Annotated in this window: 9 protein-coding genes, 2 tRNA genes and 3 rRNA genes; 4 read left to right on the top strand and 10 right to left on the bottom strand. The window is 61.1% G+C overall.

All coding sequences use genetic code 11. The features are described 5' to 3' along the window. Nucleotides 1-63: 63 nt before the first annotated feature. Complete coding sequence (locus CXB49_RS01695; RefSeq protein WP_101706794.1) at nucleotides 64-375, top strand: VOC family protein; 312 nt, start codon at nucleotides 64-66, stop codon at nucleotides 373-375. Between the two features lie 112 nt (nucleotides 376-487). Here the strand turns inward: CXB49_RS01695 and rrf are convergent. The 5 genes from rrf to CXB49_RS01670 form a co-directional block, all read right to left on the bottom strand. Beyond that, nucleotides 488-602, bottom strand: a 5S ribosomal RNA gene (gene rrf / locus CXB49_RS01690). A 154-nt stretch (nucleotides 603-756) separates the two neighbouring features. Continuing rightward, nucleotides 757-3,648, bottom strand: a 23S ribosomal RNA gene (locus CXB49_RS01685). 256 nt (nucleotides 3,649-3,904) lie between these two features. After that, nucleotides 3,905-3,980, bottom strand: a tRNA-Ala gene (locus CXB49_RS01680). 122 nt (nucleotides 3,981-4,102) lie between these two features. Beyond that, nucleotides 4,103-4,179, bottom strand: a tRNA-Ile gene (locus CXB49_RS01675). A gap of 94 nt (nucleotides 4,180-4,273) precedes the next feature. Then, nucleotides 4,274-5,809, bottom strand: a 16S ribosomal RNA gene (locus CXB49_RS01670). The 16S, 23S and 5S rRNA genes sit together here with 2 tRNA genes alongside, the layout of an rRNA operon. A 465-nt stretch (nucleotides 5,810-6,274) precedes the next feature. Here CXB49_RS01670 and nadB point away from each other — a divergent pair. From nadB to CXB49_RS01655, 3 genes are all read left to right on the top strand, one after another. Then, complete coding sequence (gene nadB, locus CXB49_RS01665) at nucleotides 6,275-7,858, top strand: L-aspartate oxidase (RefSeq protein ID WP_101706793.1); 1,584 nt, start codon at nucleotides 6,275-6,277, stop codon at nucleotides 7,856-7,858. 95 nt (nucleotides 7,859-7,953) lie between these two features. Continuing rightward, complete coding sequence (locus CXB49_RS01660) at nucleotides 7,954-8,718, top strand: SDR family oxidoreductase (RefSeq protein ID WP_101706792.1); 765 nt, start codon at nucleotides 7,954-7,956, stop codon at nucleotides 8,716-8,718. A gap of 267 nt (nucleotides 8,719-8,985) precedes the next feature. After that, nucleotides 8,986-9,945: a chitosanase gene (locus CXB49_RS01655; protein ID WP_233492913.1), complete on the top strand. Its 960-nt coding sequence runs from the start codon at nucleotides 8,986-8,988 to the stop codon at nucleotides 9,943-9,945. 71 nt (nucleotides 9,946-10,016) lie between these two features. Here CXB49_RS01655 and katG read toward each other — a convergent pair whose 3' ends face one another. The 5 genes from katG to CXB49_RS01630 all read right to left on the bottom strand — a co-directional run bounded on the left by katG (nucleotide 10,017) and on the right by CXB49_RS01630 (nucleotide 22,471). Beyond that, nucleotides 10,017-12,227 (bottom strand): catalase/peroxidase HPI, encoded by a 2,211-nt coding sequence (katG, locus tag CXB49_RS01650; RefSeq protein ID WP_101706790.1) that lies wholly within the window; start codon nucleotides 12,225-12,227, stop codon nucleotides 10,017-10,019. Between the two features lie 587 nt (nucleotides 12,228-12,814). Continuing rightward, nucleotides 12,815-13,402: a DUF3885 domain-containing protein gene (locus CXB49_RS01645; RefSeq protein ID WP_101706789.1), complete on the bottom strand. Its 588-nt coding sequence runs from the start codon at nucleotides 13,400-13,402 to the stop codon at nucleotides 12,815-12,817. After that, nucleotides 13,403-17,914 (bottom strand): RHS repeat-associated core domain-containing protein, encoded by a 4,512-nt coding sequence (locus CXB49_RS01640; RefSeq protein ID WP_101706788.1) that lies wholly within the window; start codon nucleotides 17,912-17,914, stop codon nucleotides 13,403-13,405. 15 nt (nucleotides 17,915-17,929) lie between these two features. Beyond that, nucleotides 17,930-21,004 carry a type VI secretion system Vgr family protein gene (locus CXB49_RS01635; RefSeq protein WP_101706787.1) on the bottom strand — a complete coding sequence of 1,025 codons (3,075 nt, stop codon included), beginning with the start codon at nucleotides 21,002-21,004 and terminating at the stop codon, nucleotides 17,930-17,932. A 162-nt stretch (nucleotides 21,005-21,166) separates the two neighbouring features. Further along, complete coding sequence (locus CXB49_RS01630) at nucleotides 21,167-22,471, bottom strand: voltage-gated chloride channel family protein (RefSeq protein ID WP_101706786.1); 1,305 nt, start codon at nucleotides 22,469-22,471, stop codon at nucleotides 21,167-21,169. Nucleotides 22,472-22,540 lie beyond the last annotated feature (69 nt).

The raw sequence follows: 22,540 nt of genomic DNA, 5'->3' as shown, positions 1-22,540 counted from the left end.
CTTTACCGTCCCTGCTGTCCAAGACAGCGGGGATTTTTTATCGCCAGCGATCGAGGACAGCGCATGAAATACAACCATATCGGCATACCGACGGACGGGCGCTTCGACAATGAGATCGATCTGCCGCACCTGAAGATGACGGTCAGCGACCACCAGGACAACGCCTTCGGCATCCAGTGGCAGCGCTACTGGGAAGACGCGCCCTACCCGGATCTCGTCAAGCGGGTGCCGCACGTCGCGTTCGAGGTCGACGATCTGGAGAAGGCGCTGGCCGGACACAAGCTGCTGATCGCCCCGAACAGCCCCAGTCCGGGACTGACCGTCGCCTTCATCGAGGTCAATGGCGCGCCGGTCGAGCTGATGCAGTACCGCTGAAACGACACAGCCCCGCCGGATTGCTCCGGCGGGGCTATTTTTCGGGGTCGCGCGTTTCGGCCGCGCAACGCAAAAACCCCAGCTCATCGAGCTGGGGTTTCGCTTATCGGGCGTCTGGCGGTGTCCTACTTTCACATGGCGAATGCCACACTATCATCGGCGCTAAGGCGTTTCACGATCCTGTTCGGGATGGGAAGGCGTGGGACCACCTCGCTATGGCCACCAGACATAAACTGGTACAAACTCAAGAAGCCCGGGCCGGTTTCAAACCAACCCTCGAATATTCGGTATTTAATTGTGTCGCACAACACTCCATCATCGTCACTTAGCTTATCGCTGAGCGAATCACAGATTCGCACGCAGTTAAGTCACTCAAATGATAGGATCAAGCCTCACGAGCAATTAGTATCGGTTAGCTTCACGCCTCACAGCGCTTCCACACCCGACCTATCAACGTCCTGGTCTCGAACGACTCTTCAGGGAGGTCAAGCCTCCAGGGAAGTCTCATCTTCAGGCAAGTTTCCCGCTTAGATGCTTTCAGCGGTTATCTCTTCCGAACTTAGCTACCCGGCGATGCCACTGGCGTGACAACCGGTACACCAGAGGTTCGTCCACTCCGGTCCTCTCGTACTAGGAGCAGCCCCCGTCAAACTTCCAACGCCCACTGCAGATAGGGACCAAACTGTCTCACGACGTTTTGAACCCAGCTCACGTACCACTTTAAATGGCGAACAGCCATACCCTTGGGACCGGCTACAGCCCCAGGATGTGATGAGCCGACATCGAGGTGCCAAACACCGCCGTCGATGTGAACTCTTGGGCGGTATCAGCCTGTTATCCCCGGAGTACCTTTTATCCGTTGAGCGATGGCCCTTCCATACAGAACCACCGGATCACTATGTCCTGCTTTCGCACCTGCTCGACTTGTCGGTCTCGCAGTTAAGCTACCTTTTGCCATTGCACTATCAGCACGATTTCCGACCGTACCTAGGTAACCTTCGAACTCCTCCGTTACACTTTGGGAGGAGACCGCCCCAGTCAAACTGCCTACCATGCACTGTCCCCAATCCGGATCACGGACCAAGGTTAGAACCTCAAACACACCAGGGTGGTATTTCAAGGTCGGCTCCACCAGAACTAGCGTCCTGGCTTCAAAGCCTCCCACCTATCCTACACAAGTCTGTTCAAAGTCCAATGCAAAGCTACAGTAAAGGTTCACGGGGTCTTTCCGTCTAGCAGCGGGGAGATTGCATCTTCACAAACACTTCAACTTCGCTGAGTCTCAGGAGGAGACAGTGTGGCCATCGTTACGCCATTCGTGCGGGTCGGAACTTACCCGACAAGGAATTTCGCTACCTTAGGACCGTTATAGTTACGGCCGCCGTTTACCGGGGCTTCGATCAAGAGCTTGCACCCCATCACTTAACCTTCCGGCACCGGGCAGGCGTCACACCGTATACGTCCACTTTCGTGTTGGCACAGTGCTGTGTTTTTGTTAAACAGTCGCAGCCACCGATTCTCTGCGACCTGTCAAAGCTTCGTGAGTAAATCACTACACCTCAACAGGCATACCTTCTCCCGAAGTTACGGTATCAATTTGCCGAGTTCCTTCTCCTGAGTTCTCTCAAGCGCCTTAGAATTCTCATCCTGCCCACCTGTGTCGGTTTGCGGTACGGTTCTTATGTAGCTGAAGCTTAGTGGCTTTTCCTGGAAGCGTGGTATCAGTCACTTCAGGTCCGTAGACCCTCGTTATCACGTCTCGGCCTTAAGGGGCGGCGGATTTGCCTACCACCCCAGCCTACCGGCTTGAACAGACTATTCCAACAGTCTGCTGACCTAACCTTCTCCGTCCCCACATCGCACTACATAAAAGTACGGGAATTTTAACCCGTTTCCCATCGACTACGCTTTTCAGCCTCGCCTTAGGGGCCGACTCACCCTACGCCGATGAACGTTGCGTAGGAAACCTTGGGCTTTCGGCGAGCGGGCTTTTCACCCGCTTTATCGCTACTCATGTCAGCATTCGCACTTCTGATATCTCCAGCATCCCTTACGAGACACCTTCACAGACCTACAGAACGCTCCCCTACCACGCACAGTAAACTGTGCATCCGCAGCTTCGGTTATCAGTTTGAGCCCCGTTACATCTTCCGCGCAGGACGACTCGACCAGTGAGCTATTACGCTTTCTTTAAATGATGGCTGCTTCTAAGCCAACATCCTGGCTGTCTGGGCCTTCCCACTTCGTTTACCACTTAACTGATCATTTGGGACCTTAGCTGGCGGTCTGGGTTGTTTCCCTCTTGACGATGGACGTTAGCACCCACCGTCTGTCTCCCATGATTGCACTTTCCGGTATTCAGAGTTTGCCATGGTTTGGTAAATCGCAATGACCCCCTAGCCATAACAGTGCTTTACCCCCGGAAGTGATACATGAGGCACTACCTAAATAGTTTTCGGGGAGAACCAGCTATCTCCGAGTTTGTTTAGCCTTTCACCCCTATCCACAGCTCATCCCCTAGTTTTGCAACACTAGTGGGTTCGGACCTCCAGTGCGTGTTACCGCACCTTCATCCTGGCCATGGATAGATCACTCGGTTTCGGGTCTACGCCCAGCAACTAAATCGCCCTATTCGGACTCGGTTTCCCTACGCCTCCCCTATTCGGTTAAGCTTGCTACTGAACGTAAGTCGCTGACCCATTATACAAAAGGTACGCAGTCACGGAACAAGTCCGCTCCCACTGTTTGTATGCATCCGGTTTCAGGTTCTATTTCACTCCCCTCCCGGGGTTCTTTTCGCCTTTCCCTCACGGTACTGGTTCACTATCGGTCGATCACGAGTATTTAGCCTTGGAGGATGGTCCCCCCATCTTCAGACAGGATTTCGCGTGTCCCGCCCTACTTCTCGTACGCCTAGTCCCTGGAATGTGTTTTCGTGTACGGGGCTATCACCCACTACGGCGGTCCTTTCCATGAACCTTCCACTAACACAATCCATAACACGTACAGGCTGTTCCGCGTTCGCTCGCCACTACTTACGGAATCTCGGTTGATTTCTATTCCTCGAGTTACTTAGATGTTTCAGTTCACTCGGTTCGCTTCCACTGACCTATGTATTCAGTCAGGGATACCGCCTAAGCGGTGGGTTTCCCCATTCGGATATCGCGGGATCAAAGCTCTATTGCCAGCTCCCCCGCGCTTTTCGCAGGCTTACACGTCCTTCATCGCCTGTGATCGCCAAGGCATCCACCAGATGCACTTAGTCGCTTGACCCTATCATTTCAGTAACCTAAATCACTAAAACAACAGAGAGTGTTTGTGCGACGACTGCACCGCCCCTTTTGATATGGCGACGCAGCCTTAGATACAATCAAATACCCAAGATGACGATTCATTCAACAGAAGAGTTAACTCCTATTGTTTGTTTCGCCGTCTTATATATTCGGCTTCTTCAGTTTGTTAAAGATCGGGCGTTTCTACAACGCAAACAGAATCAAACTTTTCAATTTGATTTTGTTTGCGGCGTGAGTGGTGGAGGATGACGGGATCGAACCGACGACCCCCTGCTTGCAAAGCAGGTGCTCTCCCAACTGAGCTAATCCCCCTCTTTTTGGGTGATGCTGCGTTGCTCAGTCGCTCATGTGCATTCGCACACTTCGCTTCTTCGCGCCTTGCCTGGAACAAAAATGGTTCTCCGTAGTGCTCATCAGAACACCCAGAGTGTAACTGGTGGGTCTGGTAGGACTCGAACCTACGACCCCTGCGTTATCAACACAGTGCTCTAACCAGCTGAGCTACAAACCCAGTTGACTTATGAGATCGTGGCATCCACAACCTCAATGCCCTTCAAATCAAATAACCGATAGGTTGTAAGTACTTGGCAATCGCCAGTCTCTAGAAAGGAGGTGATCCAGCCGCAGGTTCCCCTACGGCTACCTTGTTACGACTTCACCCCAGTCATGAATCCCACCGTGGTAAGCGGCCTCCTTACGGTTAGCCTACCCACTTCTGGTGAAACTCACTCCCATGGTGTGACGGGCGGTGTGTACAAGACCCGGGAACGTATTCACCGCAGCATGCTGATCTGCGATTACTAGCGATTCCGACTTCACGCACTCGAGTTGCAGAGTGCGATCCGGACTACGATCGGTTTTCTGAGATTAGCTCCACCTCGCGGCTTGGCAACCCTCTGTACCGACCATTGTATGACGTGTGAAGCCCTGCTCATAAGGGCCATGAGGACTTGACGTCATCCCCACCTTCCTCCGGTTTGTCACCGGCAGTCTCATTAGAGTGCCCAACTTAATGATGGCAACTAATGACAAGGGTTGCGCTCGTTGCGGGACTTAACCCAACATCTCACGACACGAGCTGACGACAGCCATGCAGCACCTGTGTTAACGCTCCCTTTCGGGCACCAAGATATCTCTACCAAGTTCGTTACATGTCAAGAGCAGGTAAGGTTTTTCGCGTTGCATCGAATTAATCCACATCATCCACCGCTTGTGCGGGTCCCCGTCAATTCCTTTGAGTTTTAACCTTGCGGCCGTACTCCCCAGGCGGTCAATTTCACGCGTTAGCTACGCTACCAAGGATTCAAACCCCCAACAGCTAATTGACATCGTTTAGGGCGTGGACTACCAGGGTATCTAATCCTGTTTGCTCCCCACGCTTTCGTGCATGAGCGTCAGTGTCATCCCAGGGGGCTGCCTTCGCCATCGGTATTCCTCCACATCTCTACGCATTTCACTGCTACACGTGGAATTCTACCCCCCTCTGACGCACTCTAGTCGTGCAGTCTCCAATGCCGTTCCCAGGTTGAGCCCGGGGCTTTCACATCAGACTTACACAACCGCCTGCGCACGCTTTACGCCCAGTAATTCCGATTAACGCTCGCACCCTACGTATTACCGCGGCTGCTGGCACGTAGTTAGCCGGTGCTTATTCTTCAGGTACTGTCATCCCCGCCAGGTATTAACCAGCGGGATTTCCTCCCTGACAAAAGTCCTTTACAACCCGAAGGCCTTCTTCAGACACGCGGCATGGCTGGATCAGGCTTGCGCCCATTGTCCAAAATTCCCCACTGCTGCCTCCCGTAGGAGTCTGGGCCGTGTCTCAGTCCCAGTGTGGCGGATCATCCTCTCAGACCCGCTACTGATCGTCGCCTTGGTGAGCTCTTACCTCCCCAACTAGCTAATCAGACATCGGCTGCTCGTATAACGTGAGGCCTTACGGTCCCCCACTTTCCCCCTCAGGGCGTATGCGGTATTAATCCGGCTTTCGCCGAGCTATCCCCCATTACACGGTACATTCCGATGCATTACTCACCCGTTCGCCACTCGTCAGCGGTGCAAGCACCCTGTTACCGTTCGACTTGCATGTGTAAAGCATGCCGCCAGCGTTCAATCTGAGCCAGGATCAAACTCTTCAGTTCAATCTCATAGCAATTTTCTGGCACGCAAGTTCAAAGAAATAAACAAGTATCTCTTGTCTCTTGCAGTGCAAGTGTCGGCTTTCGCCAAGCACTTACACCTATCGGTTATTCGTTCTGTTAAAGAGCAGTGCTGGCCGCTGCGTCGTCTTCACCGGAACCGTTTCGTTTCCGCCGTTTCGTTCGCTGCGTCAGCTGAGGAGGCGAACTATACCGGCCACCCCAGGAGGCGTCAACACTTTCCGTGAGAAAAATCTGAAAAAATTCGGCACGCCGACAAAGCGGGAACACAAGCACCTGATTTTACAAAAGATAGGTCAACGGCATTGTAATTTCATCGTGCACGAGCAGCGATGCCGACTCGCAGCCATGCCCGCATTCCGGCCTGCCGCTACGCTCGCCCTGTCGATTCTGCTACGCTCACATGCATTTGGCACAATGACGTGCCTGCCGTGTGGACACATTGATATGCTCAAGTTTGATGTTCTGATTATTGGCAGCGGCCTGGCCGGCATGACGCTGGCGCTGCACCTGGCGGAAAAGCGCAAGGTGGGCCTGATCACCAAGCGGGATCTGCTGGAAGGCAGCTCGACCTATGCCCAGGGCGGCATCGCCGCGGTGCTGGACACCGAAGACTCGGTGGAGGACCACATCCGCGACACGCTGATCGCCGGCGCCGGGCTGTGCAATGAGGAGACCACCCGCTTCATCGTCGAGCACTCCAAGGAAGCGATAGACTGGCTGATCAAGCTGGGCGTGCCCTTCACCCGCGACGACGAACATCAGACCGGCTATCACCTGACGCGCGAAGGCGGCCACAGCCATCGCCGCATCATCCACGCCGCCGACGCCACCGGCGCCGCGGTGACCAGCACGCTGGGACAGAAGATCAAGGCGCATCCGAATATCACCGAGCTGGAACACTATATAGCGATAGACCTGATCACTTCGCAGAAGCTGGGTCAAACCGGCAAGCGCGCCTACGGCGTCTACGCGCTGGACAAGGACCTGGATCGGGTCGTGACCATCGCCGCCCAGCACACCATCCTGGCCTCCGGCGGCGCCGGCAAGGTCTACCTCTATACCACCAATCCGGACACCGCCACCGGCGACGGCATCGCGATGGGTTGGCGCGCCGGCTGCCGCGTCGGCAATATGGAGTTCATGCAGTTCCACCCGACCTGCCTGTACCACCCGCACGCCAAGTCCTTCCTGATCTCGGAGGCGGTGCGCGGCGAAGGCGGCATCCTGAAGCTGCCCGACGGCACTCGCTTCATGCCGCAGCACGATCCGCGCGGCGAACTGGCCCCGCGCGACGTGGTGGCGCGCGCCATCGACTTCGAAATGAAGAAGCACGGCCTGGACTGCGTCTATCTGGACATCTCCTACAAGCCGGCCCAGTTCATCAAGGAACACTTCCCCAATATCTATGCCCATTGCCTGGAACTGGGCATAGACATCACCCAGCAGCCGATCCCGGTGGTGCCGGCGGTGCATTTCACCTGCGGCGGCCTGGTGACCGATCTCGCCGGCCGCACCGATGTCGAGGGCCTGTACGCGGTCGGCGAAGTGGCGCACACCGGCCTTCACGGCGCCAACCGGCTGGCCAGCAACTCCCTGCTGGAATGCCTAGTGATCGGCAAGGCGGCGGCGGCGGACATCCTGGCGGCGGCCGCCATCAAGCTGCCGGCGATTCCCGCCTGGGACGACAGTCGCGTCACCGACCCGGACGAGGAGGTGGTGATTTCGCACAACTGGGACGAGCTGCGCCGCGCGATGTGGGACTACGTCGGCATTGTCCGCACCAACAAGCGGCTGGAGCGGGCGCTGCACCGCATCGACCTGCTGAAGGGCGAGATCAACGAGTACTACAGCAACTTCCACGTCAGCAACGATCTGATCGAACTGCGCAACCTGGTCCAGACCGCCGAGCTGATCGTCCGTTCCGCGCTCGATCGCAAGGAAAGCCGCGGCCTGCATTACAGCCGCGACTACCCGGAACTGCTGCCCGAAACCCGGGACACCGTGCTGACGCCGCCCGGCAACGACTGATCCGGCGCGCGCCGCAAGTCGGCAAGAATCGGAATGCCTGGCCGCGCGCGCGGCGCGACACTCTCTCCTCGCCCAACGATACGAGGAGAACGATCATGCAATTGCTGCAAGGAAAAACCGCCATCGTCACCGGCGCCAGCGCCGGCATCGGCCGCTGCGCCGCCCTGTTGTTCGCGCGCCATGGCGCCAAGGTGGTGGCGGTGGCCCGCCGCGTCGGCTTGCTGGACGAGCTGGCGGCGGAAATCGCCGCCGCCGGCGGCCAGGCGGCGGTTCTGGCCGGCGACGCCGCCGACGAGGACTGCGCCCGGGAGATGGTCGCCTTGGCCCAGCACCGCTTCGGCGGACTGGATATCGCCTTCAACAACGCCGGCAGCCTGGGCACGCCCGGTCCGCTGCCGGCGCTGACCCGCAGCGACTGGCAACGCACGCTGGACGGCAACCTCACCAGCGCCTTCCTGTGCGCCAAGCATCAGATTCCAGCGCTGCTGCTGGGACGCCGGCCATCGCTGATATTCACCTCGTCCTTTGTCGGCCACGCCGCCGGCTTCCCCGGCATGGCCGCCTACGCCGCGGCCAAGGCAGGCCTGGTGGGGCTGACCCGGGCGCTGGCGGCGGAATACGGCCCGCACGGCCTGCGGGTCAACGCGCTGCTGCCCGGCGGCGTCGATACCGAAATGGGACGCGCCGCCGCGCCCACGCCGGAGCAACAGGCTTTCGTCGGCGGCCTTCACGCGCTGAAACGATTGGCCGATCCCGAAGAAATCGCCGCGTCCGCCCTCTATCTGGCGTCGGATCTGTCCAGCTTCGTCACCGGCAGCGCGCTGCTGGCCGACGGCGGCGTCAGCGCGAGCCGTGGCTGAAGCTGCGGTCATCGGCGCAACATCGCGACATGAAATGTCAAATAGATAATTAAATTTGAATTAAATACGGATATCATCATTGCCGTGCGCTCGCGGCCCCTCCGCCGCGAACGCGCGATCCGATGTCTTTGCCAGAGAGCCGGTTGACGATCTTTCGCGAGCCGCCCGCCAGGGGCGCTCGGCGAAGCGACTCAACGGCTCCGAACCGCAGCGGTTTCATCAAGCCTGTCCGGCGGCGACGCCGATCCACCATATGGGAGAAGACTCTTGAAAAACGCAGTGACGCGCAATCTATCGACATTCGCCATGATGCTGTCCGGCCTGGGTCTGCTGGCCGGCGCCTGCAACGCCCAGGGCTCCGCGGCCGGCAGTTCCGCCCGCCACGCCGCGCGAGCCGAAGCCTGCTCAGCCGGCCCGCACTGTACCGTGGCGGCCGCCAGGACCGCGGCCAACCCGGACGACAACTTCTCGCCGGCCACGCTGAAATTCCTGAAGGCCAACACCGGCCTCGACGGCGAGCAGTGGAACAACATCATGAAGCTGATCAACAAGCCGGAACAGGACTCGCTCGACTGGACCAAGTTCTACGGCTATTGCGAGGACATCGGCGACAAGCGCGGCTACACCATAGGCATCTTCGGCGCCACCACCGGCGGACCGAACGACGAAGGCCCGGACGGCCCGACGCTGTTCAAGGAATTCGACGCCGCCAGCGGCGCCGCCAATCCCTCTATAGAAGGCGGGCTGTCCCGCATCGGCGCCCACGGCAAAATGCAGGGCTCCATCCTGAAGATCAGCGACAGCTCCAAGGTGTTCTGCGGCAAGATAGGCGGCCTGCAGGCCAACGCCGCCTGGCGCCAGGCGATGTGGAACACCTTCTATAAGGTGTACATCCAGTACAGCGTATCGCAGGCGCGCCAGCGCGGATTCAACAGCGCGCTGACCATAGGCTCCTTCGTCGACACCGCGCTGAACCAGGGCGCCGCCGGCGACTCCGGCACGCTGCAGGGCCTGCTGTCCCGCTCCGGCAACAGCGCCGACGAAAAGACCTTCATGACCACCTTCTACGCGCAGCGCAGCAAGATCGTCGACACCAACGACTACAACCAGCCGCCCAATGGCAAGAACCGCGTCAAACAATGGAGCACCTTGCTCAACATGGGCGAAACCGACCTGAAGAACGCCGACGCGGCGGTCGCCAAGGTCACCGACTGGGAAATGAAATAGGCGCGCTCGCGCGCGCCTGAGCCATACGACTCCGCCGGTCCGGGATGGCGGCGCGCCGCCATCCCCTCTCCTTACTTCTTCAGGTCGAAGCGGTCCAGATTCATCACCTTGGTCCAGGCGGCGACGAAATCGCGGACGAACTTGTCGCCGCCGCCGCTCTGCGCATAGACCTCGGCCAGCGCCCGCAGCTGGGCGTTGGAGCCGAATACCAGGTCGACGCGGGTGCCGGTCCACTTCAGCTGGCCGGTCTTGCGGTCCCTGCCCTCGTACAGGCCGGCGTCGTTGGCGGCCGGCTGCCAGGCCACGCCCATGTCGAGCAGATTGACGAAGAAGTCGTTGCTCAAGGTCTGCGGCCGGGCGGTGAACACGCCATGCTTGGCGTCGCCGCTATTGGCGCCCAACACGCGCAGGCCGCCCACCAGCACCGTCATTTCCGGACCGCTCAGCGTCAACAGCTGCGCCTTGTCCACCAGCAGGGCCTCGGCCGGCAAGGCGCAGCCGGGCTTCTGGTAATTGCGGAAACCGTCGGCCTGCGGCTCCAGCACGGCGAACGACTCGACATCGGTCTGCTGCTGGCTGGCGTCGCCGCGGCCCGGCGCGAACGGCACCGTCACCGCGTGGCCGGCGGCCTTGGCCGCTGCCTCGATCGCCGCCCCGCCGGCCAGCACGATCAGATCGGCCAGCGACACCTGCTTGCCGCCGCCGGCGTTGAAAGCGCTGCGTATGCCCTCCAACGCGGCGAGCACGCGCGCCAGCTGCGCCGGCTGGTTCGCTTCCCAATCCTTCTGCGGCGCCAGGCGAATGCGTGCGCCGTTGGCGCCACCGCGCTTGTCGGAGCCTCGGAAAGTCGACGCCGACGCCCAGGCGGTGGACACCAGTTCGCCTATCGACAGGCCGGAGGCGAGCACCTTGGCCTTCAGCGCGGCGACGTCCTTGTCGTCTATCGACGGCTGACAGGCCGGCGGCACCGGATCCTGCCAGATCAGATCCTCGGCCGGCACCTCGGGTCCCAGATACAGCGGCTTCGGCCCCATGTCGCGGTGCGTCAGCTTGAACCAGGCGCGCGCGAAGGCGTCGGCGAAAGCCTGCGGGTCCTTGTGAAAGCGGCGGGCGATAGGTTCATAAATAGCATCGAAGCGCAGCGACAAATCGGCCGTGGTCATCATCGGCGGGTGTTTCTTGGCCGGATTGTGGGCGTCCGGAATCATGTGCTCGGGCTTGACGTTCTTCGCCACCCATTGGTGCGCGCCGGCCGGACTCTTGGTCAGCTCCCAGTCGTAGCCGAACAGCATGTCGAAATAGCCGTTGTCCCAGCGCGTAGGATTGGGTTTCCACGCGCCTTCGATGCCGCTGGTGGTGGTGTATTCGCCATGGCCGCTGCCGAGACGGTTGATCCAGCCCAGGCCCAGTTCCTCCATCGGCGCCCCTTCCGGTTCCGGCCCGACCAGCTTGGGATCGCCGGCGCCGTGCGCCTTGCCGAAGGTATGGCCGCCGGCGACCAGCGCCACCGTCTCCTCGTCGTTCATCGCCATGCGGCCGAAGGTCTCGCGCACGTCGCGGCCGGAGCCGACCGGATCGGGCTTGCCGTCCGGGCCTTCCGGATTCACGTAGATCAGGCCCATCTGCACCGCCGCCAGCGGATTGTCCAGCTCGCGATCGCCGGAGTAGCGGCTATTGGCCTCGCCGCTGGTGGCCAGCCACTTCATTTCGGCGCCCCAGTAGACATCCTCTTCCGGCTGCCAGACGTCCTTGCGGCCGCCGCCAAAGCCGAAAGTCTTGAAACCCATCGATTCCAGCGCGACATTGCCGGCCAGAATCATCAGGTCGGCCCAGGAGATGCTGGCGCCGTACTTCTGCTTGATTGGCCACAGCAGGCGGCGCGCCTTGTCCAGATTGCCGTTGTCCGGCCAGCTGTTCAGCGGCGCGAAGCGCTGGTTGCCCGTGCCGGCGCCGCCGCGGCCGTCGGCGATGCGGTAGGTGCCGGCGCTGTGCCAGGCCATGCGGATGAACAGGCCGCCGTAGTGGCCCCAGTCGGCCGGCCACCAGTCCTGCGAGGTGGTCATCAGCGCCTTCAGATCGTTCTTCAGCGCCGCGTAGTCCAGCTTCTTGAAGGCCGCGGCATAGTCGAAGTCCGGGTCTAGCGGATTCGAAGCCGGCGCATGCTGGTGGAGAATATTCAGATTGAGCTGGTTGGGCCACCAGTCGCGGTTGGAGCGGACCTTGTTCTGCGCGGCCGGATTGCCGGCGGCTTCATGAAATGGGCATTTGGCGTCGTTGCTCATCACAAACTCCTTCGATGAAAGGGTTCAAATGACTATCCTGCGACCAGCTTAGCCAAGATGGCTGTTAAGAACCATTGAGCAATTTCAATGGCTGGCATCGCTTTTCTAAATGGGAAATGACAGGCCGGGAGTCCGCTCCGCCAAGGAGTCCAGCGAGGCCTCCCGCCTTGGCATGCCTATAGACTGTTGCCGTCCACCATCGTTCCGACTCCACGACCACGCCCTTGGAACGGTGGCCGGCGAATCCGCTTCGCTTCTCCGTGATATGCCAAGCATGTATCACTGACAAGCCAGCTAACAACGAGTATCAAAAAGAAGACGTAAAAGAGTAGGCAAAGATGAAGGAGTTGGTGATGGCATAAGCTTGAGGCTATGGACGCCACCAAGTCGAAACCACTAGCTGCGATATCAGCCCTAAATCCTGGGTTTCAAAAACTAGCAAACGCTAGTCTAGCCACACAACATAGCATAGAGATTGTGATTCTGCGCGATACGACCGCCCAGCTATAACAATAGTGCTTGACTATCAAACCTAATAAAAGTGCATAGAAATCTTAGTATAGAACAACGAACAAAAACACTATCAATCAAACGCCACTTCGAAAACTCTTTTCCATCTTATCCATATCATAATCAATCAGCAAGTGATGCATTTTGTCAAAAATTGATTTAAGTTTACTCTTCTTACCAATAATATCAATACCACGCTCATCATAAGGATGAGCAAAAACTTCACTTTCGAGACTAAAGATATGCAAATCAAGCCATACAGATGGGCTTATGCCCAACTCATGCGCAATTTTCATCCAAATTAACTTATCGCACTCCCCCCTTTCAATTTTAAACATTAATCTCACAATCTTCTCATCATCATTTATCTCCGACTCAACAAATCTCTCTGCCGGAAATGAAAATCCACCTCTATCTAGCTCTCTAAACTGAGACAATGCAGACAGCAGGTTCGCTCCGCATAGACTTAGGCAACAATAAACTTCAATATCATTTGAAAAAACCGCATCCAGTATACTTTTTAAATTTCCATACGCAACAATAAACTGCCGAAGCCTACTATCACTCTCGCTGATCTCAAATCGCAGACTATCTTTATATTTATAAAAGACTGCACTTGAAAAGCAGTCATCTCCAAAAACATCTTTTATTTTTTGTATTTTCATTTAGGCATCCTTACATTTCATATTCTTCATATCCATAACTTTCCCGGTATCACCTTTGTGTTTGTCAAGCATATAGTCACCAAACACATCTGCATCAGCCTGATGCTTCAGCTGTTTCCCCTCTTGTTTCATAACCTTCCAAGCAGATCCGCCATGATTTTCAGTATCCTTTGACCACCAAAGCTTGGTATCAGGATCTCTCATGTACTTTACAGCCTTTCCATTCAATCTGCCCTCACAAATCTTATCAAACTTGTCTACCGCCCACTCTTTTCTACATTCTTTTTTACATTGCTGATTTGGCTTGGTTGCTTGCTTTCTTGCAGTGAGACCGCTTGGATCAATCCACTCAATAGGATTTACTGCATAGTTGTGAAGATTATAACCACCACGCAACCCAATCGGATCCCGTGAAATAAACCGCCCTATCTCCGGATCATAGTAACGATATCGGTTGTAGTGCAGCCCTGACTCGTCGTCATGGTACTGCCCCTGGAAACGGAAGGGATTGCGGATGCCGGCCTTGCCGGCGGCGTCGGCGATGATCTCGCGCGCCTGGCCCCAGGCCTTGTAATCCATTTCCAGCGCGAGCCTGCCCTCCTCGTCGGTCAGCGCCTGCGGCGTGCCCAGGTGGTCGGTGTGATAGTAGTACACCGCCTTCGGCCCATTCGGCTCGGCCAGGGGCCGGCGCAACGGGTCCTTGTCCGGATCATAAGGGTTGTGCTGGCTCCAGGCCGGCACCTTGACGCCGCGGATCGCGTCGGTGTGCACCTGGGCCAGCGGCACGAAGCTTTCCGGCTCGAACAGGTAGTGCACTGCTGCCTCGTCCCCGGTTTCGAAGGCCAACACGTCGCCGTCCCAGCCGTACAGCGTGGCCTGACCCTCGCAGATCTTGGCGATGCGGCGGCCTAGCGGGTCGTAGTGATAGTCGGTGCGCCGGCCATCCGGCGCGGTCAGGCTGGACAGCCGGTTGTGGCTGTCCCATTCCAGCTTGGTGAGGCTGCCGTTGACGCGTTTCTCGACCAGATTGCCGCGGCTGTCGTAACGGTAGTGGCGACCGGCGTACTGGCTCAGCAGATTGCCCAGCAGGCTGTTCTCCTGATGGCCGTCGGCGGCCGGGGCATTGTCCAGCAGGTTGCCGGCCGGGTCGAAACGGAAGCTTTCCACGCCCTTGGGCGTGGCGGCCTCCAGCAGGTGGCCCACCGGGTCGTAGCGGTAGCTGAGCTGGCCACCGCGGTTGTCCTGGATGCCAGTCAACTGGCCGGCGGCGTCGTACTGGTACTGCCGCTGCCACTGGGTGGCGCCGCTCAGCCGCTGGCTGGCCAGTCGGCCCGCCTTGTCGTAGCCCAGCGTCTGCTGCAAGGCGTTGCCCAGCACGCGCTGGGTTTCGCGGTGCAGCTTGTCGCGCTCAAGATTGATGATGTCGCGCTGGCCGAACAGCAGGCCGTGGACGTGGCCGCTGCCGTAGTTGAGCACGTCGACGCGGTGGCCGTCCGGGCGGATGGTGGCGACGCGGTTGCCCAGCTTGTCGTACTCGTGCTGCCAGCGGAAGGTCTGCTTCAGCCCGGCGACGTGGTAGCCATGGTGTTCCTCGGCGACATTGCCCACCGGATCGTAGGCCCAGCGCAGGCTGGCGTAGCGGTTGCTGGCCTGGAACAGTCGGCCGGCCGCGTCGTAGCCGAAGCTCTCCTGGCTGTTCGGCGCGCTGCGCTCGGTGAGCCGGCCTGCGCGGTCGTAACGGTAGTCGGTGGCGATATCGCCCTCCACCTGCTGCGCCAGCCGGCCCGCCTGATCGTAGACGTAGCGGGTGATGCTGCCGTCGAAGCCGGTTTCGGCCGCCAGACGGCCGCCTTCGTCGTAGTCGAAGCGGTAGTAGCGGTGGTTTTCATTGCGCAGCGCCGTCAGGCGGCCCAGCTTGTCGTACTGGTAGCCCAGGCTGTGGCCGTTGGCGTCGGTGCGCTTTTGCAGCCGGCCGGCCTTGTCGTAATCGTAATGGGTGGGGCGGTCCAGCGGGTCGGTCAGCTTCAGCAGCCGCGCCTCGGCGTCGTGCTCCAGCCGGGTCGCCTGGCCGTCCGGCTGGACGATGGCTTGCAGCGTGCCGTTGGCGGCGTACTGATAGCGGGTGGCGTTGCCCATCGCGTCGATGGCCAACTGCGGCCGGCCGCGCTCATCGTACTGCCACTGGGTGGCGCTGCCGGAGCAGTCGGTATAGCTCTCCAGCAAGCCGTCCGGACGGTAGGCTATCTTCCTGGCTCCGCCCTTGGCGTCGGTGACGGCCACCGGCAGACCCTGCTCGTTATACGCGTACTTGGTCTTGTGGCCCAAGGGGTCGGTTTCTTCGACCAACTGCCCCTTGTCGTCGTAAGTCCGTAGCCACTTCTCGCCCATCGGGTCGACGATCTCGACCAGATTGTCCTGCTCGTCGTAAGCGAAACGCACTTCGCCGCCGTCGCGGCGCTCGTGCAGGCTCAGGTTGCCGTTGGCGTCGTAGTCGAAACGCTCGTCGGTGCCGTCCGGGTAGACATGGCTGAGCAATCTCTTGTCGCCATCGTACTCGAACCACTCTTCCTTATGGTCCGGATAGACGATGCGGTAGTTGTAGCCTTTTTCGTCGAAATAGTATTCGGTGGTGCGGCCATAGGCGTCAGTGACATAAGTCAGATCGATGTTCTCGTCCCAGCGCAGGCGGATGTCCAGGCTACCGTCGTCGGCGTATTCGCGGATGGCGCGCGCGTCCAGATGCCCGCCGTCCCACTCCAGCGTGACGCCGCGATCAGTGCGGTCGGTATAGCGGGTCAGCAGGTGGTGCTGGTACTGATAGCTCCAGCTCTGGCCGTTTTCGTCGGTGGCCGCCAGCAGATCGCCAGCATCGCCGCCAAGCGGCGGAATGTCGCTGTAGCGGTACTCGGCCAGCGTGCGCCGCGGCTGGCCGGTTTCCAGGTTCTGCAACGTCATCCGGGTGATGCGGCCGATGGCATCGTGGCTCAGGTCCACCGCGTAGCCGGCGCTGCTGACCAGCTGGCTGAGACGTCCGCCGCGGAAGTTCATCGCAATGCTGTTACCGGCGCGGTCCTTGATCATGGCCAGACGGAAGCTGTCGCCGTGGCGCTCGTACAGCTGGATCAGATCGTGGCCGAAGGTTTGAGACAGCAGGGTATCGGACAAGCGGGTCAGCGTGTAACCCTCGATCTCATCCTTGTAAGACTCGCCTTCCGGCAGCAGCGGGTATTCCAGCGTGCGGCCGCTGTCGTCATGCAGTTTCAGCTGCTCGCCTTCGATATCGAGGCGGGCGGCATAGACGACGCTCCAGCGCGCGCCCAGCTCGCCATGCTGGTCGTTGCCGTCGAAATTGGACCGATATTGCCGGGTCCAAACGATAGGCAGCACGCCGGGCAGTGAAAAGTCCGTGTGCTGCAGCGACTCCTCGCCCAAGGCGAAGCCTATGGACTGCGGCGATGCGGCGCAAACGCACTTGGGCCCCGGCTTGGCCAATTGTTTGAACTTGGTCGAGACCTCGTGCGCGACCTGGGCCACCTTCTTCTTGGCCGTATTCGCCACCTTGCCGGCCACCGCCGCGGCCTTGGCCGGCAAATGCTTCAGGAAAGCCTTCAACAGCTTGTCCAGCAGCGGCTTCAAGTGACTGCTGTACATCTTCATCAGCATGTCCACCAGCATGCCGGCCCACTTGGCCATCGCCGCGCCCAGCCGCTGCATCAGGCGGGCGGAGGCCGTGCCCTTCAACATGGAGTCGACCTGTTTGGCGGCGGTCACCGTCATGCCGGCCGCCACCTCGGCGCTGGCATCGGCGGCGGCCTGATTCAAAGCGTGCAGATGGGCGCTGATCGTGCCCCAGAAACCCTGGTCGTTGGTTTTGTTGAGGTTGTAGCGGACCGGTGCGTGCGGAACGTTCTTTTGCACATAGGCGCCGAACTTGCCGCTGCCTAGGCTGCTCAGCAGCTCGCCCATGCCGGCGATGATGGTGGCGCCCTTGCCGCCGCACTCCTTCAGTTCGCTCTGAATCTTGCCGTCGACGTACTTCACCCACTCCGCCGGCGAATTGCGGTAGCTGGCCGGCAACATGGAAATCAGCTTGCTCGCCAAGCCTGCCTCGATCTCGCCCTTGGCCCAATCCTTGCCGGCGCGGCGCAGGCTGGTGGCGCACAGTTTCAGCGTGGGTCGCGCGCCCATCTTGAACAAACCGCCGGCGGCCGGAATCACGCCGACCAGGTCCACGCCGAGGAACAGCCAGTCGAAAACGTCCACTTCCTGATTCGCGCGGGACTTTTCCGACATGTCGACGACGTCGACGATAACGTCGCCGATGGAAATCAAATTGCCCACCACCGGCACCGCGGAGGCGATGGTCCTGAGGCTTTCCACCGACAGGTGGCCGTCGCTGATGCTACGCAGCCATTGATCGAAGTCTTTACCGGTTTGCTGCAGGGCCTGGGCGGCGGCTTGAGGCGTGGCGGGAATAACGGCTACGGGTCGGGCGAGGTCTGCGGTCGTCATGATGAAGGGTGTCTTTTATAGTATTTTCTTGAGCAGCTTGGCTGTGTCCGGACTGGCGGCGGCGGTGGAGGCCAGCTGTTTGACGTCGCGGGCCTGCTGCAGCATCGACTGCGCCTGGCCGGCCATCTGCCTGGCCTGGTCCACCGTGTTCTTGGCCTGCGCCAACTGGCCGGCGGCCGCGGCGACGCCGGGCGGCACCGCCTTGCCCACCAGACTGGAGAGCTGGCTCATCGCCTGCTTCTTCACCGCCTCGCCGCCCAGTTGTTTGACCGCCTCTTCCGGTTGCGCGACGAACGGGAAGATGTCGGCCTTGTCCTTGTTCGGACGGCCCAGGAACTGGACTTCCGCCGGCCCGAGCGGCAGGCCGTTGACCATCGCCTTGCCGGCCTCGTCCAGCACGCCGCTGTGCTTGACGCCCAGCGCGTCGGTGACGACGAATTTGCCCTGGTTCATCGAATATCCATTGGCGAACTCGTGGATCACCTGCAGATTGCCGGTGCCGGGCTTGGCGTAAACCGGCATCGGCGTGCTGAGGCTGGCCGGGCCGCTCAGCTGGTGGCTGGCCCCCTTGACGCTGACCTCGCTGGGACAATGGATCTCGATATTGCCGCCGGCGATGCGGATGTAGCCGCCGCCGCTGCTCAGCAGCACTTCCTGGCTGGCGGCGATCTGCGCCTTGCCCTTGACGGCAGTGATCGTCAGCTCTTGATCGGCCGTCAGCTCCATCGCGTCGCTCTGCGCCTGCACCTGCACCTTGCCCTTCGCCGCGATCAGCTTCAGCGCCACCTTGTCCTTCACTCCCGCCACGAACAGGCTGATGTGCTGGCCGACGTTGTGAATCCAGCGCCGGCCCGTCACCTGGTTCGCGTCACGCTGCGCCACCAGGTTTAGGTTCTGCCCGGCGCTGAGGGTCTGGCTCTGCTCGCTTGTGCTGACGATGCCCGCCGGGCCCGACAGCACCAGCAGCGGCTGCTGGCCCGCCTGGTCTTTGGCGGTTTTGCCGTCCTTGTCGGTATTCGACCCGGCTTCCCAGGCCTTCAGCGCCTCGACGTGGTGCTGCAGATGGCCGTCGGCCTTGTTGCCGCTCTTGCCGTTGTCCGGGTCTATGCCGTCCGGACCGGTCTCCATCGTGTCGGCCAGCTGGCCCGCCGCCGCCTCGGCCATTGACTGCGCCAGGTTCAGCGCGCTGTCCAGCTGCGACTGGGCGTGCTCTCTGGCCAATTGTTTGCCGGACGCGCCGTTCTGCGCTTCGGTGCTCAACAGCAGGCCGTGGGCGGCGCGGATCGCGCCGTGCTTGTCGGTGCGCAACTCGAAACCGTCGCCGCGCGGCTGCGCCTTGCCGTTGCTGCGCGGGTGGGCGAGGAAGCCCTGGTTCAGCTGGGTCTTGCCCGGCTCGCTGCTGAGCTTGGCCCGCACTTCGCCGGGCGTGTCGTCGAACAGCAGCTCGCTATAGCCGCCGCCCTGGTGTTCTTTCGATTTGATGCCGGACAGCGTCTTGTTGGCCGGCAGGCTGCCGGCGCCGCTGAACTCCGGCGGCGGGTGGCCGCCGTTGTACAGCACGCCGGTGATCACCGGACGGTCGATGTCGCCTTCGATGAAGTCCACCAGCACTTCCTGGCCGAGGCGCGGCAGGAACTGGTGGCCCCAGCCGGCGCCGGCCGACGGCATCGCCACCCGCAGCCAGCACGACGATTTGTCGTCGAGGCCGGCGCCTATCGTCGGGTGCTCGTCCGGCCGCTGCCAGTGGAACTGCACCTTGATCCGGCCCTGTTCGTCGGTGTGCACTTCGGACCCGGCCGGGCCGACCACGGTGGCGGTCTGCACGCCCAGGCTGGTCGGCTTGGCCTGTTCCGTATGGGCGTAGGCCGGCGTCAGCGGAATGCCGCGTCGCTGCGCCTGGATTTGGGTGGTGAATGGGGCGGTCTCGGCGTTGATCCCCCTCTCCCCCTGCCCCTCTCCCGCCAGGGGCGAGGGGAGTATCGAGGCGAGGTCTGTCGGCAAGTTGTTCTGAACCTGGAAGCTCTGGCCGGTGACGACGAATTCGCGCTGTTCGGCGGCGTCGCCTTCGTGCGCCGGGTGATCGTCCAGCCGGAACCACTGGCCGGCGGTCAGGCCGCGGATGCTGCCGGTCCCCTCGAAGGTCTTGGCTGCGGCGTCGTGCGCCTGTTGGCGCAGCCGGGCGTAGTGCGACAGCTGGTCGGCGTCGCCGGCGTAGTACAGGCCCTGTGGATCGTAGTCCTGCAGGCTGGATTGCAGCGACTGACCGGTCTGGCCCTGGTCGATCTGGCTGCTGTCGCCGCTGTGCTGGGCGCTGACCGGCCGGTAGTCGAAGCTGGCCAGCGCGACGCTGCCGGGCACGATCTGGCGCGCCGCCTGCCAGTCGGTCAGGCCGTCTTCTTCCTCGGTGGCGTCGCTACGGTGGAAGCGCACCCGATCGACTTCGGCCGGCGGCAGGCTGTAGACGTCGTCGAACACCACCAGCTTGACCTGGGGCGAGTCACCGTCGATGTGCTCGAAGCGCCAGGCATAGCCTTCTTCGTGCAGCAGGCGGACGATGAAGTCGTAGTCGCTTTCGCGATACTGCAGGCAGTAGCTGCGGGGACTGGCCTGGCCGACCTGGATCTCCAGCGTCTGCACCCGGGCGAAGGCCGGGTTGGCGGCCTGATGTTCCTGGACGATCTGCTGGACGATGGCCGGCACGCTCAAGTCCTGGAACACGCGCGAGGCGCGGCGGTGGCGCAGCAGCGCGAACGGCGGCTCGATGCTCAGTTCGTAGCGGGAGAAGCCGCCGTCTGAACCGGCGAGGCGGGCCTGGCTGACGACGCCGCAGCGGACGGTTTCGCGGCCCTGGGCGTCGGCGATGCCGAGGCGGGCGCTCTGGCCGAGCAGGGTCTTCAGTTCGATGTTGGCGTCGGGCGACAGGCAGCTGACGGTGTAGCGGTACGGTCGGGACACGCCCTCCTCGCCGCTCAGGGTCTGCGGCAGCAGTTGCCCGGCGGCGATGTCGCCGTGGCCGAGCGCCAGCGTCAGCAGGCGGTTGTCCTGGGTGAAGGCGGAGGCGAAGCTGGCGAGGAGTTGGTTGATGTCCATGCTGGAAACCCGAAATAGAAACACCCTCGTATCGAGGGTGATTACACGCATGCGTATTGACGCGGCAGTCTATCACAGGCTGTCAACCGGTTTGATAGCAACCATTCCAAACCAAACTATCCGAAAGATCAGGCATGCCGCCCCACGCCTCGATGCCGACATCTATTCGCGCTTGTCCCCCGCCCGCCCGGCATCGCGGCGCAGGGCCGGCAGCTCCGACAGTCTCACCTTCTCCGGCACGCCGCGCCGCTTGGCATGGCCGACGCGCTGCGCCCGGTAGATGCCGGTGTGGCCGGAGCACAGATAGCTGACCACGCAGGCCAGCGCGGCATAGACGCCGATTTCCGGCCCGAACAGTTCCACCGCCATCACCGTCGACGCCAGCGGCGTATTGGCCGCGCCGGCGAATACCGCGACGAAGCCCATGCCGGCCAGCAACGGAAACGGCAGATGCAGCAGCGGCGCCAGCGCGTTGCCCAGCGTCGCGCCGATATAGAATAGCGGCGTCACCTCGCCGCCCTTGAAGCCGGCGCCCAGCGTCATCGCGGTGAACGCCAGCTTGCCGGCGAAATCGTAGGCCGGCAACGGCTGCTGGAAGGCGGAGACGATGGTCGGAATGCCCAGGCCCAGGTAGGCGTCGGCCGGGATCGCCGCGGCGGCGAGCGCAACGATGACGCCGCCTATCAGCGGACGCGCCGGCGCGAAGCCGACCCGCCGCCTGAATTGCGCCGAGATCGCGTGCACCGAGTCGGCGAACAGCTTGCCGGTCAGGCCGAAGATCACGCCGGCGATCGCCGAGGCGATCAGGCCCCAGCCGCTCAGGTCCGGAACGAAGGGAATGACGTAATGCGTGTGATGCACGCCCCAGGCCAGCCCGACCCGGTCGGCGACGATGGCCGCCGCCATGCACGGCAGGATGGCGTCGTAGCGCAGGCGGCCGATCGCCAGCACCTCCAGTCCGAAGATGGCGCCGGCCAGCGGCGTGCCGAATACCGAGGCGAAACCGGCGCTGATGCCGGCCATCAACAGAATGCGGCGGTCTTCCGGCCGCAGCGGCAGCAGGTGGTTGAGCTGGTCGGCCAGCGCGCCGCCCATCTGCACCGCCGTGCCCTCGCGGCCGGCCGAGCCGCCGCACAGGTGGGAGGCCACGGTGCCGATCAACACCAGCGGCGCCATCCGCAGCGGGATCACTTTCCTGGGGTCGTGGATTTCGTCGATCAGCAGATTGTTGCCGGCCTCGACCTCGCGGCCCAGCCGCCAATAGGCGAGGCCGACCAGAAAGCCGGCCAGCGGCAGCAGCCAGATCAGCCAGCGATGGGACAGGCGGGTCGCCGTCGCCCAGTCCAGCGCGAACAGGAAGAAGGCGGACGCCGTGCCGGCCAGCGCGGCCACCAGGCCGGCGAGGAGCAGCCATTTGACGATATGAGGCAGGATGGCGAGCGGTTCGGGGATTGGGTTTGCGGTCATGCGGGTCCAGTCGTTCTCATCGTTGAACAGGCCTGGACGGAGGAAAAGCCGAGCGCGCGCCCACAGCTT

Origin of the sequence: Chromobacterium sp. ATCC 53434, from assembly GCF_002848345.1 — a bacterium.
GTDB lineage: Bacteria > Pseudomonadota > Gammaproteobacteria > Burkholderiales > Chromobacteriaceae > Chromobacterium.
This window is presented reverse-complemented; position numbering and strand designations above follow the sequence as displayed.